The sequence below is a fragment of the Pararobbsia alpina genome (assembly GCF_902859895.1).
GTDB lineage: Bacteria > Pseudomonadota > Gammaproteobacteria > Burkholderiales > Burkholderiaceae > Pararobbsia > Pararobbsia alpina.
Genome location: NZ_CADIKM010000044.1, coordinates 1 through 15727 on the forward strand (window position 1 = coordinate 1; position 15727 = coordinate 15727).

Here is a 15727-nt window from a genome sequence, read left to right on the forward strand (position 1 = left end):
AAAGCTTTGCGTACGATTGTCACCTTGAACGAACCGCTTCATCTTGCTCATCCCTCGCGATCGGATGGCAAATTTTAGCGCCCCAAAAAGCGTTTTGACACAATCTGGGCCATGAGCGGCCCTTCGCAAGCGATTCGCGAGCGTCCGCTGACGTGCGAAGGGCCGCCTTTCGACAAGCGACTGTGACCGGCAACGGGTGGTTCGACACTTACCCTTATCGGCAGGAGGTCGAGAACGCAGCGAAGCGCGCGGGAGAAGGTGTCGGCAAGACTGAAGGGAGGAAACCGCGGAGCGGCCCAATGCGGCCGGAACTTTACCGCTATGGGGATTGGACTGTTCGCAGGCGGGAGCGGGGATGATGGTGAGTTCGGGTGAACCGGGCGGTGCGTACGCTGTCAGGTGCCGTATGTATGAGCGCGGACCGAGTAGACTTGTCATCAAGTCGTTTCGGACCACGAAGTTGTGACTTCGTCTAATGTTCGTCCGACCCTTCGCTCCATTCAACGGCGAAATTTTCGTGTGTGGGTGTCGGGCCCGGTCGCCGACGGGACGAAGGGGCACCTTCCGGGATGCGCAGTCGACGAGGCGGCGTTCGAGGCGCAACTGATGGACGACCGGGTAAGCGCGCCGGTTTGCGGGCGCTGGACCAACGTTCGGGGGCCCTTTGGATGGACACGATTCTCGCGTCTCTCAAGCCATCTCTTCATGACGGGTTCACCATACGCCTGCTTACAATCGGCCGAATTTCCCGACAAGCGGCAACTTACCTATCCTTTGGAAGGAGGTGGCCATCATGAGAATGCATCGCACCCTTTCCCCGGCGGAATTCCGGGCGTGGAGGGGGGGCAAACGCTCCCGGCAAATCTTGGCAGAGACTGCCCCGAGGAATCCGCGATTGTCCGCCGATGCTCGGCCTCGATCCACGGGCCCAAGCGTTGCCGCTGTATTTCATGACCGCTATAGACGAGCTAATCACAATGCTCCAACGGCCCTCGCCCCGTCTGCGAAAGCGACGAAAAGCGTCATCGAATTCGACACACTTGCCGAGGCTGTACCACAGATCGTTTGGATCACAGGAGCCGACGGCCTGAATATCTACTTCAATCAACAGTGGGAGGAATATACCGGCTTAACGGTGGAACAAGGCCACGGCCACGGATGGAACATCCCATTTCACCCCGACGACCGGCAGCGGGCGTGGGAGGCCTGGAAACATGCGTGGCAAACCGATGGTGTCTATTCGCTCGAATGTAGGTTGCGCCGCAAAGATGGCGCTTACCGCTGGTGGTTGATTCGCGGGAAGGCGCTACATGATGAGAAGGGAAAAATAGTTAACTGGTACGGTACTTGGACCGACGTCGAAGATATTAAGCAGACAGAAGAGGAGCTCAAGCGCGCGTACGATGAGATTCGTAATCTCTACGAAAAAACGAAGGCACTCAACCAATTCAAGACTCAGATGTTCGCCAACGTCAGCCACGAATTGCGCACCCCATTAACCTTGATTCTGGCTCCCATTGAAAATCTCTTGTCGATGGGGCTTCCCCAAGAAGTAATGGAGCGACTTGGTTTGGCTCAGAGGAACGCACGCGGACTACTCAAGCAAATCAACAATCTTTTGGATGTTGCACGACTCGAAGCCGGGAAGGCAACCGTAACCTACTATGAAGCGGATCTGGCGAAGCTTATAAAACATATTGCTTCCAGCTTTGAGAATATGGCCAAGGAAAAAGACATTCGATTCTCGGTCATTACTCCATTGTCAATGCCGGCTCAAATCGACGTCGAAAAATTGGAACGAATTTTGGTCAACCTTTTGTCGAATGCTTTCAAGTTCACGCCGGCAGGAGGTGCGATCCGATGCCAGCTTCACGAAAATTCTGAACCTCTTGCTGTTATCGATTTGGGTGATAGCGGTCCAGGAGTATCCGAGCCGTTTCGGGACTCGATTTTTGAAAAATTTTATCAGATTCCGGGGAGTGCGCGCTTCGGGGGAACAGGTTTGGGTCTCAGCATCGTCAAAGACTTTGTTGAAATTCAACATGGACGAGTCACCGTTGGGCAATCCTCCGAAGGGGGCGCACTCTTTACGATAGAAATTCCGGTAAAGGCACCCGAAGGAACGCCTGTCATCTGTCGTCCAGACGTCGAATTGACCGCACCTCAGTTTGTCGATGAGTCGCTTCGACCATTCCGTAGAGAAAAGGGTGAACGGGCAAAGCCTCGTGAGCCGGTTGACGTACTTGACGAGTCGAAACGAAGGAAGTCCCTAGTGCTTGTGGTGGAGGATAACCCAGACATGCGGGAATACATCTGCGAGACGCTTGGTCCAGATGTTGAATTTGAGACCGCAGAGAACGGTCGTGAAGGCCTTGAAAAGGCACTTACGATAATGCCCGATTTGATCATCAGTGACATTATGATGCCAGAGATGGATGGCGACGAAATGTTTCGAAGGATTCGTGCGAACCGCGAACTGAAGACAATTCCCTTCATCCTCGTGACGGCCAAGGCGGATGAAGAACTCCGAATCGAGTTACTACGTGAGGGTGCTATTGACTATCTCATCAAGCCGTTCATGCCAGAAGAATTAAGATCGAAGGCGAGAAATTTTCTTGCAGTCAAGGCTAGCGAGGCGAAGTACCGCGAATTGATGGAGTCGGCACAGGTGGACGTCGGGGTGGTGGTCAAGGCCTCACAAGCCGTGTCGGGCGAGATCGAGTTTTGCGAGCTCATCGAGATGCTCCTGAAGATCGTGATCGAGCATGCGGGGGCCGAGCGCGGCCTGCTCATCCTTTTCCGGGGCGACGAGCCGCGGATCGAGGCGGAGGCGACGAACGCCGAGGGCAGGGTTAACTTCACGCTGCGACAGGCGGCGGTGACACCCTCCGAGCTTCCCGAGTTTGTGCTCCGCTACGTGATCCGAACGCACGAGAGCGTGATCCTGGACGACGCCGCAGCGCCGACTTTGTTCTCGGCGGATACGTACGTGCAGCATCAGCGGCCCCGGTCCGTGCTGTGCCTTCCACTGGTCAAGCAAGCCAAACTCGTCGGCGCACTCTATGTCGAGAACAATTCAACTCCGGGAGCCTTCACGTCCGGCCGCATCGCGGTATTGGAAGTGGTGGCCTCCCTGGCGGCGATCTCGCTGGAGAACGCGCTGCTCTATGCCGATTTGCAGCGGGAGAACAGCGAGCGCAAGCGCGCCGAGCAGGCGCTGCGCGAGCGGGAAGCACGCATCCGGCGACTTGGCGACTCCAACATCCTCGGGCTCTTGTTCTGGGACGTTGCCGGTAACGTCACCGATGCGAACGACGCGTTTCTTCAGATTGTCGGCTACTCGCGCCAAGATTTGCTGTCCGGCCATGTTCGATGGACAGACATGACGCCACCGGAATATCGTGCCGCCGATGCGCGGGCGATTGAAGAACTCATGCGGACCGGGACTTGCCAATCCTTTGAGAAGGAATATATCCGCAAGGATGGCCGGCACGTCCCAGTTCTGATCGGCGGCGCCTTATTGGAAGGCTCGCAGGAAAACGGCGTCGCCTTCGTGCTCGACCTGACCGAACGCAAGGAGGCCGAGGCGGAACTCGCCGCGCGGCGGACCGAGGCTAAGCGAGCGGACGAGCAGTTGCTGGCGTTGCAGGCGGAACTCGCGCATGCAACTCGCGTAACCACCCTTGGAGAACTAAGTGCATCCATCGCCCACGAAGTAGGCCAGCCGCTCAGCGCGATCGTGACCAACGGCGAAGCCTGCCTGCGATGGCTTGGCCATAAGACGCCGCAGCCGGAGGAGGTACGGGCCTGCGTGGAGCTTATGATCGCCGAGGGCTGGCGCGCGAGCGAAATTGTCCTGCGCGTCCGCTCGCTCACCAAAAGGGATGCCCCGCAGAAGATGCCGCTGGAGCTCAACGATGTGGTCAATGAAGTCGTGGCGCTGGTTCAGAGCGAAGTCTTGAATCATCGGGTTGCGTTGCGTCTCGAGCTCGTCTCTGATTTGCCTGCGCTATTCGGCGATCGGGTCCAGCTTCAGCAAGTGCTCATCAATCTGGTCATGAACGGTATCCAGGCGATGGCCGACATCGGCGACGGCCCACGTGAACTCCTGATCGAGTCCCATCGGGATGACGCTGGGTACGTGGTCGTCGCGGTACAGGACTCCGGCACAGGCATCAATCCGGAAAACGCAGATCGGCTGTTCGAGCCTTTCTTCACGACGAAGTCCAACGGAATGGGCATGGGCTTGTCGATTTGCCGCTCGATCATCGAAGCCCACGGAGGACAGTTGTGGGCATCCAACAATACCGGGCCCGGTGCGACTTTCCAGTTTAGTCTGCCTTCCATTGGCGAGAGCGCGTGACGGGGAAGACTTCGCGCGAAGCAGGACAACAATCGGCAATTCGTCTCATGCCGTAAGACTACCTCCATACTACAACCGCTCGCCCGGTGCAAGCTGGGATCGATCTGCACGGGGCGGTTTTCGCCGACCAACATGAAGAGCGCGACATCAACCGACACGGGCCCGTCGCGGGTACCGTGGAACAAAGGGAGATTGACCGGCCAGAAGCCGCCGCTGAAGCTGAAGGAAATTTGGGCGATCCGCGTGTGCCTGCAGCTTTCGTCCCGCATGCGAGATCTGGCGATGTTCAATCTCGCCATCGACAGCAAGCTTGGCGCCAAGCGGGAGCGACGTCGTGGGGTCGGTCGTATTCCGCCCGTCTCAGCCAGAATCCGTTGTATTGATGGGGTGATTTCTATCAAACAGCTGGGCGATCTGATGAAGCGTATCGCCTTTGCGCCAGCGCTCCCACATCAGCGCCTTCTGGCTCTCGCTGTAATAAATCCGGGGTCTCTGCTTCATCTGCAACACTCCCGCCGCTCACGCAGCTTCTATTGTGTTGCATCCACGGGTTGAATCCGCCGCCGAAGTACGGTCACTTCCCGGATGGCGGTTGACGCGATTAAGGTCATCTTCGACCGTTGACCGGGCGGGTGAAGGTTACCTGATCATCGATGGGGCTGAGAACGTGCATACGTTCGGTATGGGACAGGTGCCGAAGAAGCTGAAGGCGGGTCGTCCTCGTCTTGAGCCTGATATACCCGATGCGGGAAGCGATCCGCTTGCTCAGTCGGGCGGTTTCGAAAGCGACGCTAGTGATTCTAGCGCACCGGGCGTGCGTGTTAGTGCGAGTCCGTCAGCGGCTCGATATGGAGCGCTGACGGGCTTCGCTGGTGTGCTCGCTGCGCCATGTTTCGAGTAAGACTAGGAGCCTGTCGGACGTTCAGCGCCCGCCAGGAAACTGGCAAAATGTTGAGCATATTTCGCGAGCTATAGGGCAATCGACAAGTTGCCGCTCCCGTTCTGAATCGTTTGGCCGCCCTGTAATGCGCATCGGTTGTTGAAGTCCGACAGGCTCCTAGAAACGATGAATGATTGCTGCGCGCGTGACGACCTGGTTCGCCGTCGACGAAGGGCTCGCACTCGCCTCGAACTGCGCGTCGTCGAACTGGGTACCGGTATTCGCGCTTTGTACGTGCTGATAGGCGGCCTGCAAATAGAACGTCGTCGACCTGCGGAGGTCGTAACCGAGCGTCAGCGCCACCGAGTGCCATTTCGGGCTATAGTTGCCCGCGGTGGAGTCCAGCTTGCCGAGCGTGTAGGTATAGGAAGCACCAAGCCAGACACTCGGCCGGAAGAAATACTGCCCGTTGATCTGGAAATTGTCGAACTGCCACGACGTCCACGTGCCGCCGTTTGCGGGCGTGAGCGAGCCAGAAAGATATTCGTTACCGGTAGGGTCAACTACTTTTGCATGCGAATAGGCGAACGCCACGTTCGCTTTGTCAAACTTGTAGCCGATGCCGGCGTCGAAATTCTCCTCCATCGCGCCCGTGAAGATGGAATCGGACGTCAATGCACCGGATGAACCCATGCCTGGCTCATCGATACGCATGTACGCCACCGCTGCCGTCAACCCGCCGTTTTGATACTGGCCCGCCGCGCTCATAACGCGGTTAGCGGCGAAACCTCCCGCGGTATTACTGAACGCGTACATCGCCTCGCCCGAAAATCCTGCGAAAGTGGGCGACACGTACTTGATCGAATTATTGATGCGGAAATCGAGGTCCGTGTTGTCGCTGTCAAACGGGACCGCCCCGACATCACCACCCCAGGTGCCCCCCGCGGTCAGGCCACTGAACAAGTCGACGGTCGGATCGTATTGCCGACCGAACGTGACCGTACCGAGGCGATCAGACGACAGCCCGACATAAGCTTGCCGGCCAAACATGAGTCCACCCTGCCCCAAGGCGCCATTGTTCGGATTGAAGCCATTCTCCAACTTGAAGATTGCTGAGTAGCCACCGCCGAGGTCTTCCTGCCCCCTGATCCCAATTCGGCTGCCAGTTACGTCACCACTCCTCATCTGGACAGCCGATGCGCCACCCGCGTTGTTCGTAAAGTTGATGCCTTCGTCGAACAGTCCATACAGCGTAACGCTGTTTTGTGCATGCGCTGCGGTACACAACAACACCATCGAACCACAGCATGCCCAGCTTTTGACTTGCATTAAGTTACCTAAACGAATTGGAAAAAGCGTGGAAGTCGACAGGTCAACACGATTCCGTCGTGCTATCCGTCAGTCACAGCAAGGTGTGATCTCCACGACTGGTATTGCCATGGTGGGGCAACAGGGGGCGATGGATAGCAATGCACGTGCCAGCATGTAGATCGGAAACACACGCGGTTGCATATAGGTCGAACTCACACACTGCGTCGGCGTCGCACCAACTTAGGCCAAGTCGGTGGTTGCGATTGCACCAGCGTGGCGTGACGTGCACCGGATTCGCCCGTTTGCGTCGTGGTGCATCTTCATAAATTCAGGCGTGCTGCAGAAAACACCCGCATCCGATGTGCACCATCGAGTCGTTGCTGATAGCATTCGCCCCCCCGGTTCATCGACAATATGGAGCATTGAATGACGACTGTCATTGAAGACACACTGGACCACGGCCAACCGCTAAGCCGTGAAATCATCGCGCCGGGTGGGCGCTGGTCACATCGTCTCGAAACGGGGCAACGGCTGCGGATTGTCGATCTCGAAGGGCAACAAGCCGTGGATTTTCTCTGCTATTCCGCGGAGCTGCCACTGGATCGGCTCAACGTACCGAACACGGTGAAGCTGAACCGCTCGTTGTATGTGACGAAGGGATGCACGATCTTTTCGGACAAGGCGCGCAAGATGTTCTCAGTCCTCGAAGACACTTGCGGTTTCCATGACACGTTAGCTGGCTGCTGCAGTATCGAAATGGATCTGCATCGCTACGGTGTGGAGAAGAAGACCAGTTGCCGGACCAATTTCGTCAACGAATTGGCAAAATGGTCGTTGTCTCCATCTGAGATCGTCTCAAACATCAATTTCTTCATGCGTGTAACGTTTGATGCTGGCGAGGTCGAGATCGCGCCGGCTGTCTCGAAGGCTGGGGACTATGTGGTCCTGCAAGCGGAAATGCCCGTGATTGCCATGTTGTCCAACTGCCCGCAGGACAGCAATCACTCGTCGGGGTTCCGTCCGACGCCGATTTGCGTGGAAGTGCTGCCGCCGCTCGGCGAGAGCGGGCTGACGGCCTGAGACGCCGCGCCGGCGCGGCCTATCGTCCTCACGACGCCATTTACACGCAGCGCTCAGATCACTATTCCAGTTACTTGAACAGAATTCAATATGCTTTCATCTCGGCCTCGCATAGCAAGGAGCATCATGCACACTCGTCTTCGCAATCTGGTCCTGTCATTGACCGGAGCAATTGCACTCGCGGCCGCCACGCCGAGCTGGTCGCAAACGGGCGACCTGCTGGCACGAATCGAGGCCAACAAGGAGATCACGATTGCCACCGAAGCCCGCTTCTCCCCGTTCGAGTATGTGGACAAAGGCAAGATCGTCGGATACGACTCCGACTTGTTGGCCTATGTGATGAAGTCCCTTCCTGATGTCAAGGTGAAGCAACTCGATCTGCCGTTCCAAGGCATTCTCCCGGGGCTGGACGCCAAGCGTTTCGACATGGTCGTGACCGCTGTAACGATCAACAAGGATCGTGCAAGCCACTTCGCATTCACCGTGCCCGTTGCCGATGCGACCCCCGGTGTACTGCTGCGTACGAACGAAACATCGATCAAGTCACTGTCCGATTTGAACGGTAAGGTGGTCGGCTCGCTGACGGGCTCGGCCCAGTTGCTCGCGCTGATCGACTTCGACAAGAAGCTGAAGGCGGCAGGCCAGCCCGGCCTCAAGCAGATCAAGCAATACGTGTCGTTCGACGAGGCCTATGCGGATCTGGCCGTGGGCCGGCTTGACGGCGTCGCTCAAGCGGTCTCGAACCTTGGACCGCTCATGCAGTCGCGTCCCGGCGTTTTCTCGGTGATGCACCAGACGATCGGCCCGAAGAGTTACTTCGCGTGGGTCGCGCGCAAAGACGCTGACAGCGGCTCGCTCGTCAAGCGGTTCGACGACGCCATCGCGCGCGCGAACAAGGATGGCACGATGAAAGCGCTACAGAAAAAATGGTTCGGCTCAACGATGGATGTCCCTGTCGACGCGGTGCCCGCACCCACGATGTAGTGTCGCCTAGAACTCGTTGACGATCCATGAATGATCCTGATTTCCTCGCGCGCGCAGCGAGCTATCTGCCGCAGTTGCTGCAAGGTGCGCTGACGACTCTCTGGTTGTCCGCACTTGCAGTCGCCTGCGGCTTTTTTGCTGGCATCTTCATTTATACGATGTCGGTGAGCCGAAGCCGGCTGCTTTCCACGGCCGCTCGCGTCCACGTGAGCCTGTTTCGTGGCACGCCGGTGCTGGTGCAGCTGTTGGTGTTCTACTTCGTCCCGTCCGCGCTCGGCCTCGACCTTCCCGGCGCAGTTGCTGCGGCAATTGCTTTGTCACTCAATACGGCCGCCTACCAGTCGCAAATCCTCGGTGTGGGGTTTCGCTCCATTCCTCGTGGGCAGATCGAATCGGCTGTCACGTTCAACCTCACGCGTCGGCAAACGCTTTGGTATATCGAGGTGCCGCAGGTGGTGCGAGCAACGTTACCCGCGCTCATCTCTGAAATGATCGATGTCATCAAAGCCTCCGCAGTCGTGTCGGTGATTTCCGTCACGGATCTGATGCGGGTGGGCCAGCAGCTTTCATCGTCGACCTATCGGCCGCTCGAAGCGTATTCCCTCGCCGCATGCTTTTATCTGGGGATCACGACGCTGCTGTCAATCGCCGGCCACTTCTATTCACACTACGCGACACGACGTGGGTAAACGCAGAGCGCAAAATGATGAACAATCTGATTACCATCTTGCCCTCTTATGGCGCTGCCGTGCTCGTCACGCTCGAGGTCAGCGTGCTCGCGGCGTTGCTCGGCGTAGCTGGCGGCTTCGTGATTAACGCACTGCGGCTGCGCTTTACACGTTCGCTAGCGCTGCCGTACGGCTTTTTCATTTGGCTGATTCGCGGCACGCCCTATCTGTCGCAGCTCGTCGTCATCTACTTCGGGCTACCTGCGCTCGGTGTCACCCTGAGTGCGGTACAGGCGACCATCGTTTCACTGACGCTGTACTCGAGCGCCTACTTCGCGGAAATCTTCCGTGCCGCCTGGAACAGCGTGCCGCACGGCCAGCTTGAAGCGGCCCAGGTGTTCGGCATCAGCCGTTGGGCCAGGTTCCGTGCGATCGAGTGCCCGCAAGCCGCGGCATTTGCCATCCCGCTGCTCGCAAACCAGGTGATTCTCGTCATCAAGGAAAGCTCGGTTGCATCGGTCATCACGGTGCCCGAGCTGACGATGACGGCGAGCGGTATCGTCTCGGCCACTTATACGTACATTGGCCCGTACGCCCTGTTGATCGTCGCGTACTGGCTACTGACTCAAGCCGTGTCGCTGCTTGCCGAGCAAGTCAGCGCGCGCATCCCCTTCTTGAGAAAGACCTCATGAGCGCTTTACCGATACTCCAGCTACGTGCCGTCGGCAAGTCATACGGCGACAACCGGGTGCTGAAGGGCATCGATCTCGACGTGATGCAAGGTGAAATCGTCACGCTGATCGGCCCTTCGGGCTCCGGCAAGACCACTGCACTGCGCTGCATGAACTTTCTGGAGGCCTACGACGAGGGCGAAATCTGGATCAAGGGGCAGTTGCTTGGCTACCGGTCGACAGGCAGAACGCTACGCGATCGAGACAGCGAGGCCACTATCGCCGAGATCCGGCGGCCGGTCGCAATGGTGTTTCAGCAGTTCAACCTGTGGCCGCACATGAGCGTGGTCGACAACGTGGCTACGCCACTCGTGCTCGCCAAGAAGGTGCCGAAAAGCGAAGCGCGGCGCAAGGCGCTGGCCGCGCTTGCGCGCGTAGCTCTTGAGCACAAGGCAGACGTCTACCCAACGCGCCTCAGTGGCGGGCAGCAACAGCGCGTGGGCATCGCGCGCGCGCTCGCGATCGAGCCGGAGGTCATGCTGCTCGATGAGCCGACATCGGCACTCGACCCCGAGCTCGTCGAAGAAGTGCTAACCGTGATCCGCTCGCTCGCGCAAGAGGGCATGACGATGGTGATGGTCACACACGAAATGAGCTTCGCCGCCAAGATCTCGGACAAGGTCGTATTCATGGAGGCGGGCCGCATCGTGGAGGCCGGACCACCCGCTCAGTTGTTCGGCAGCACGCGCACCACGCGCCTGCAGCAGTTCCTCAAGCCGTGGTTCGACCGCAGCCTCAGCATCGGCACACCCGCCGGCGGCATGACGGCGGGCGCCCCGCAAGTCGCTCAGTCGAAAGGGGTGCCTATGGCATTGATTTGAGTGAGTGCTTCGTGGACGGGTTGGCGGTTCGATGTCGGAATGGCACAAAAGCCAAACCGGTCATTCTGTTATCGCCGCATGCACGGCGCGAGCGATAGCCGCCACGCCGCTGTCGTCGCCGCGCGCGCCGATGATCGACAGACCCAGCGGCGCGCCGTCGAATGCCGTCCACGGCATGCTGACTTGAGGCAAGCCCGCGAGGCCAGCGATGCAGAGCATCTGCTGCGAACGTCCGCGCGCCGCGTCCACCTCGTCGGCCGGCGCATCGAAGCGCGGCGCGACGCAAGGCACTGTCGGCAGCAGAAAGTACGTGCGCGGCTGCGCGAAAACTTGCGCGAGTTGGTGGCTCGCGGCGACTCGCGTGCGCTGCGCGGCCGACACCGCTTCGCTCGTGATCTGCATCGCCGACTTCATGCGTGCTGCGATGTCCGCACCGAAGCTATCAATATGCCTCGCAGCCCAAAGCCCGTGTTGTTGCGCGATTTCTGCGCCTTGCAGAACGCGAAATGCGCTAGCCCATCGATCAAGCGCCCAACCGGCCGAGAACGACTCGATCGTGAGGCGGTCACGCAGGGTTTCAAAGGTTGCCTTGAATGCGCTCGCCGTCTGCGGATCAAGTAGCGGCAAGACGTCTTCCGGCACGAGCAACCGCGCCGGTGCGAAAGGCTGCTGAGGCGCTTCATGCGTCAGCACGCTCAAGACGTCGGCGAGCAGCGCGCTGTCGCGCGTGAACCACCCCACCGTGTCGAAGCTATGGGCGAGCGTCAGGCAACCATTCACTGCGATTCGGCCGTGCGTGGGACGCATGCCCCAAATGCCGCAGTAACTCGCCGGCAGCCGGATCGAGCCGCCGCAGTCGGTGCCGAGTCCGACGTCGGCGTAACCGGCGGCCACTGCAACGGCCGAACCGGACGACGACCCGCCCGGCAAACGGTCGGGATCGGCGGGGTTGCGCGGCGTGCCGTAGTGCACGTTGATTCCGGCAAGACTGTAGGTCAGCTCATCGGTGACTGTCTTGCCAACCCACTGCGCTCCGTGTTCGAGGAGCAGCCGCACGGCAACGGCCGTCGTCGTCGCCCTTGGTTGTTCTTCGGCCCATGCGGGGTTGCCTGCGCCCGTACACAGTTGCGCCACGTCGAACACGTCTTTGACTGCAAGGCGATAGCCGGCCAACGTTGCGTGCCCGGCCGCGACAGGCTGCGGCAACGCTCCAAAACCGTCCCTTAAGAATGCGCCGTGCATACCCGGCTGCAACAGATCGTCTCGCTTCATTGGTCCATCCAGCTCACGTGTGCGGCTACCACCCGCCAACCCTCTGCCACCTTCACCCAGGTTTGCGACTGCCGCCCGATGCGGGATTCGCCCGGGCGTGTGAACGTGATGTTCGCGATGGCGAAATCGTGCCCGAATGTAGTGATCGATCGATCGACGATCGCGCGCATCAGCTTCTTGCCAGGGCGGTTTGCGCGAAATTCGCGAATCGCGTCGTAGCCTTGCAGATTTTCTGTTGCGCCATAGCGCAGCGTGTGGGGGCTGTTCCAGAAGAGCGCGTCGAGGGTGGCAACGTCGTTAGTGGTCAGCGCCACCTCGTATGCGTCGAACGCCTTCTCGACGGCAGCATACGTGGCCGGATCGTTGATGAGCATGGTGACCTTGGTTGAGCTTTCGATGGGAAGGTTGGACACCTTCAAAAAGTACAGGGCGGGAAGTCTACATCTTCCAAACGCAATTGCTCAAAAACCCGCGGCGAGCGCGGGGCATCTGTGGGCCGTTGGTTTTCGTCCCCGGACAAGATGAAGCTGCCAATCTCTACGCGCCAGGTATCGCATTTTTCCGCCGCACGCCGCAGCGGATTACCGTGGCCATAACGCACGCCATGGCGCTCGTCCACGAAATCGAGGTGGGCGTCGATATGGACGATATGAAACGGCTCCTGGCCTTCAAACGCATTGATGCACGGAATGTTGATCGAGTGATCGCCTCCCATCACCACCGGCAACGCGCCCGCCGCCAGGATCTTACGCACGCCGTACTCGATGTTTGCGTGACTCTTCTCCGTGTTGGTGTGCACCATGTCCGCATCGCCGATATCAACAATGCGAACTTCGTCGCTGGGCAGATAGACGACGTCGTCTTCGAAATCGTATGCGCCGCCGTGTCCGAATGAGAACAGCGTCGATGCATCCCGGATCGAACGCGGACCGAACCTTGCGCCCGCCCGCCACTGCGTACCGCAGTCGAAAGGAGCACCCATCACCGCGACGTCCGCATCGATCTTGTCCCAGTCAAGACACAGCGGAGACTTCGCGAACGTGCAGATCCCAACAAACGGTAAATTGAGCCGGCCGGTTTCGTAGCTGTTTTCAGACATGATTGCCTTCGTCCTGTTATTGGTTCAGATATGTGCGGCGCACCGGCGCCCTCTTCGCCACTTCAGCGTCGTCCGTCGTGACGCGCCAGCGGTGCATCTGGAACGGAGTCTAGGCAAACAATTTCAACGGGAAAATGCCAAAAATCAGAAATACACTTCGGGATTGTCCGAAGCGATTTTCGGACGTCGCCCGACCGCGGTTGGGTTGGTCCCGCACAAGAGGTGGTAGTTGACTGCCGTCCATTTGAAAAGACTTGCTGTCGTTTACTTGAACGAGGATGGGGCATTCACCACACTGTGTACACGGTCCCGTTTGTGCCGCCCCTCACGGCGTTTGGGAAGGGGTCCGCGATCGTCGCAGGAATGGCCTTTGGTGTGGTCGGGATGCTCTTTGCTGATTCAACGCATGCGTTGTCGGCGCTCCTCAAGCGCAAGATTGCCTACGCACCGGTCCGGCCCCTGATCGGCGGTGCCGTCGTGGCAATCCTCGCCACGATCTTCAATGTTCCGCAATACCTCGGTCTCGGCATTCCGACCATCGTGCAGGCCTTCACTGCGTATACTCGCATGAGGCGGCACCCGGCCAAGAGCCGATCGGCAGATAGCGCCGAACCCGTCCGGCCCAGCGCTGCATTCGCACCCTACGCGCTCATGCTACGATCCAGTGACGATCGCGCTGGAGACGAACATGGTCCACGCAGAGAACACACACAACGGATTTGAATATTCAGTTCAAACGCTCCCGAAACATGGCATCGGAGGAGAACAGTTACAGATATTCGGGTTCCACGGCTTCGTGCTTATCCCGAACGAATCTGATGCTCAGCCCGCCACGCAAATCCCAGTTCAATGCCTTGAGGAAGAGGGCTATCGGCGCGAAGACTGGGCATTGGATGCTGCCATTGACGAAGCAAAAGCCATCATCGACGGCAAGCGTCCACTGAAAGACCCGAAAACGCTTCGATGAGGACGGCTGACTCCATGTTTCATCATCCGTCGATCCGCTATGCAGCATAACGTCGTGATCGCCTTCTTTGTTTCGGCCTAGTAACTCCTTAGTGACTAACAACAAAATAGGCCGTGCCGAGGATCAACTGCTTCCATCTAATTTTCGTAATCTGCTTCTTCCGAGACACGATTCACAATAGTAGTCTGAAAATTGCGCTTGACCAGACGTGTTCGGCCACGGCGAGATCGCCATGGGCAAGATTGCGTTACCGTCTCGAAAGCGTGCTTGCAAGGTCGCCACGCCGGCTGTGCCCGTGCATCATTTATATTGGAGAAAGCGCAATGCCCGCCATGATGAAAGCGGCCGTGTTCGTGGAACCCGGCCGCATCGAACTCTCCGACAAGCCGATTCCCGGTGTCGGCCCCAACGACGCGTTGATTCGCATCACTACCACCACCATCTGCGGCACAGACGTCCACATCCTCAAGGGCGAATACCCCGTCGCCAAGGGCCTCACAATCGGTCACGAACCGGTTGGCACTATCGAAAAACTGGGGAGCGCAGTTGTCGGCTATCAGGAGGGCCAGCGCGTGATCGCTGGCGCGATCTGCCCCAACTTCAACTCCTACGCCGCGATGGACGGCAACCCCTCACAAGACGGCAGCTACCTCATCCCCATGGGCTTGTGCGGCTGCCACGGCTACAAGGCAACGGCGGGCTGGCGCTTTGGCAACCTTATCGATGGTACGCAAGCTGAGTACGTGCTGGTGCCCGATGCCCAGGCGAACCTCGCCCCGATTCCGGACGGCCTGAGCGACGAGCAAGTGTTGATGTGCCCCGACATCATGTCGACGGGCTTCAAGGGAGCGGAGAACGCCAATATCAAGATCGGCGACACCGTGGCCGTATTCGCGCAGGGGCCCATTGGCTTGTGCGCCACAGCAGGCGCGCGGATGCTGGGCGCCACCACCATCATTGCGGTGGATGGCAATGACCAGCGACTGGCCGTAGCCAGAACGATGGGGGCCGATGTCACGCTTAACTTCAAGAAGTGTGATGTGGTCGATGAAATCATGAAGCTGACCGGCGGTCGTGGCGTTGATTCATCAATCGAGGCGTTGGGCACGCAGGCAACGTTCGAATCGTGCATGCGCATTCTGAAGCCGGGCGGCACACTTTCCAGCTTGGGCGTGTACTCGTCCGACCTGACCATCCCGTTGTCGGCATTCGCCGCTGGTCTGGGCGATCACAAGATCAATACCGCGCTATGCCCGGGCGGAAAGGAGCGCATGCGCCGCTTGTTGAACGTGGTGGAGTCTGGCCGCGTTGACTTGGGAGCGCTGGTCACCCATCACTACAAACTCGACGACATCGCCGCTGCCTATGATCTCTTTGCCAACCAGCGCGACGGCGTGCTCAAGGTGGCAATCAAGCCGCACTGAAGACCGAGCCTGGGGCGTGTCTTCCCGGTCAGGCTGCCTGCTCCGGTCGGAAGGCACGCTGCATATTTTGAAGTCTGTTCAGGTAAGGACGGTTGCCTCAATCGACGGGCAGCGCGTGCGGCAATGG

Annotated in this window: 12 protein-coding genes and 3 pseudogenes; 10 read left to right on the forward strand and 5 right to left on the reverse strand. The window is 58.8% G+C overall.

From position 1 onward, the window contains the following. The first annotated feature begins 895 nt into the window (after positions 1–895). Both HV670_RS24795 and HV670_RS24800 read left to right on the forward strand, forming a co-directional pair. Positions 896–4363, forward strand: coding sequence for an ATP-binding protein (locus HV670_RS24795; protein ID WP_175107654.1), 3468 nt, complete (start codon positions 896–898; stop codon positions 4361–4363). A gap of 132 nt (positions 4364–4495) precedes the next feature. Then, positions 4496–4681, forward strand: a pseudogene (locus tag HV670_RS24800) (integrase); the annotation flags it as partial. Here HV670_RS24800 and HV670_RS32335 read toward each other — a convergent pair. Together HV670_RS32335 and HV670_RS24810 are read right to left on the reverse strand one after the other, a co-directional pair. Beyond that, positions 4612–4864, reverse strand: a pseudogene (locus tag HV670_RS32335) (IS30 family transposase); the annotation flags it as partial. The pseudogenes HV670_RS24800 and HV670_RS32335 sit on opposite strands and share 70 nt — an antisense overlap. A 556-nt stretch (positions 4865–5420) precedes the next feature. Next, on the reverse strand, positions 5421–6572 hold the full coding sequence (locus HV670_RS24810) for a porin (protein ID WP_175107655.1): 1152 nt from the start codon (positions 6570–6572) through the stop codon (positions 5421–5423). Between the two features lie 408 nt (positions 6573–6980). Here HV670_RS24810 and HV670_RS24815 point away from each other — a divergent pair, with 408 nt between their 5' ends. From HV670_RS24815 to HV670_RS24835, 5 genes are all read left to right on the forward strand, one after another. Further along, positions 6981–7634, forward strand: coding sequence for a DUF1989 domain-containing protein (locus HV670_RS24815; protein ID WP_175107656.1), 654 nt, complete (start codon positions 6981–6983; stop codon positions 7632–7634). Positions 7635–7760: 126 nt separating this feature from the next. Then, positions 7761–8618, forward strand: coding sequence for a transporter substrate-binding domain-containing protein (locus HV670_RS24820; RefSeq protein WP_175107657.1), 858 nt, complete (start codon positions 7761–7763; stop codon positions 8616–8618). 26 nt (positions 8619–8644) lie between these two features. After that, entirely contained in the window at positions 8645–9307 is a 663-nt protein-coding gene (locus HV670_RS24825) for an amino acid ABC transporter permease (RefSeq protein ID WP_175107658.1), read from the forward strand. 14 nt (positions 9308–9321) lie between these two features. Then, complete coding sequence (locus HV670_RS24830; RefSeq protein WP_246257911.1) at positions 9322–9978, forward strand: amino acid ABC transporter permease; 657 nt, start codon at positions 9322–9324, stop codon at positions 9976–9978. Continuing rightward, positions 9975–10838 (forward strand): amino acid ABC transporter ATP-binding protein, encoded by an 864-nt coding sequence (locus HV670_RS24835; RefSeq protein ID WP_281362460.1) that lies wholly within the window; start codon positions 9975–9977, stop codon positions 10836–10838. Before HV670_RS24830 ends, HV670_RS24835 begins: the two co-directional genes overlap by 4 nt. A gap of 60 nt (positions 10839–10898) precedes the next feature. Here HV670_RS24835 and HV670_RS24840 read toward each other — a convergent pair whose 3' ends face one another. From HV670_RS24840 to HV670_RS24850, 3 genes are read right to left on the reverse strand one after another with little or no spacing between them, the layout of a single operon-like run. Further along, positions 10899–12110, reverse strand: a complete 1212-nt coding sequence (locus HV670_RS24840; protein WP_175107659.1) for an amidase — start codon at positions 12108–12110, stop codon at positions 10899–10901. Beyond that, positions 12107–12484: an oxalurate catabolism protein HpxZ gene (hpxZ, locus tag HV670_RS24845; protein ID WP_175107675.1), complete on the reverse strand. Its 378-nt coding sequence runs from the start codon at positions 12482–12484 to the stop codon at positions 12107–12109. The genes HV670_RS24840 and hpxZ overlap by 4 nt, the downstream gene beginning before the upstream one ends. 41 nt (positions 12485–12525) lie before the next feature. Continuing rightward, the gene (locus HV670_RS24850; protein ID WP_246257912.1) at positions 12526–13209 is read right to left on the reverse strand and encodes an arginase family protein; all 684 of its coding nucleotides are present in this window, start codon (positions 13207–13209) and stop codon (positions 12526–12528) included. 258 nt (positions 13210–13467) lie between these two features. Here HV670_RS24850 and HV670_RS31280 point away from each other — a divergent pair. From HV670_RS31280 to HV670_RS24865, 3 genes and pseudogenes are all read left to right on the forward strand, one after another. Continuing rightward, positions 13468–13767, forward strand: a pseudogene (locus HV670_RS31280) (chloride channel protein); the annotation flags it as partial. A 130-nt stretch (positions 13768–13897) separates the two neighbouring features. After that, positions 13898–14176, forward strand: a complete 279-nt coding sequence (locus HV670_RS24860) for a hypothetical protein (protein WP_175107660.1) — start codon at positions 13898–13900, stop codon at positions 14174–14176. A 323-nt stretch (positions 14177–14499) separates the two neighbouring features. After that, a complete protein-coding gene (locus HV670_RS24865; protein ID WP_175107661.1) occupies positions 14500–15600 on the forward strand; it encodes an NAD(P)-dependent alcohol dehydrogenase in 1101 nt (366 codons plus the stop codon). The last annotated feature ends 127 nt before the right edge of the window (positions 15601–15727 follow it).

Coding starts and splice junctions, on each gene's coding strand:
- HV670_RS24825 (WP_175107658.1), top strand. CDS start 8,645: ATGAATGATCCTGATTTCCTCGCGCGCGCAGCGAGCTATCTGCCGCAG.
- HV670_RS24815 (WP_175107656.1), top strand. CDS start 6,981: ATGACGACTGTCATTGAAGACACACTGGACCACGGCCAACCGCTAAGC.
- hpxZ (WP_175107675.1), bottom strand. CDS start 12,484: ATGCTCATCAACGATCCGGCCACGTATGCTGCCGTCGAGAAGGCGTTC.
- HV670_RS24860 (WP_175107660.1), top strand. CDS start 13,898: ATGGTCCACGCAGAGAACACACACAACGGATTTGAATATTCAGTTCAA.
- HV670_RS24840 (WP_175107659.1), bottom strand. CDS start 12,110: ATGAAGCGAGACGATCTGTTGCAGCCGGGTATGCACGGCGCATTCTTA.
- HV670_RS24865 (WP_175107661.1), top strand. CDS start 14,500: ATGCCCGCCATGATGAAAGCGGCCGTGTTCGTGGAACCCGGCCGCATC.
- HV670_RS24810 (WP_175107655.1), bottom strand. CDS start 6,572: ATGCAAGTCAAAAGCTGGGCATGCTGTGGTTCGATGGTGTTGTTGTGT.
- HV670_RS24830 (WP_246257911.1), top strand. CDS start 9,322: ATGATGAACAATCTGATTACCATCTTGCCCTCTTATGGCGCTGCCGTG.
- HV670_RS24835 (WP_281362460.1), top strand. CDS start 9,975: ATGAGCGCTTTACCGATACTCCAGCTACGTGCCGTCGGCAAGTCATAC.
- HV670_RS24850 (WP_246257912.1), bottom strand. CDS start 13,209: ATGTCTGAAAACAGCTACGAAACCGGCCGGCTCAATTTACCGTTTGTT.
- HV670_RS24820 (WP_175107657.1), top strand. CDS start 7,761: ATGCACACTCGTCTTCGCAATCTGGTCCTGTCATTGACCGGAGCAATT.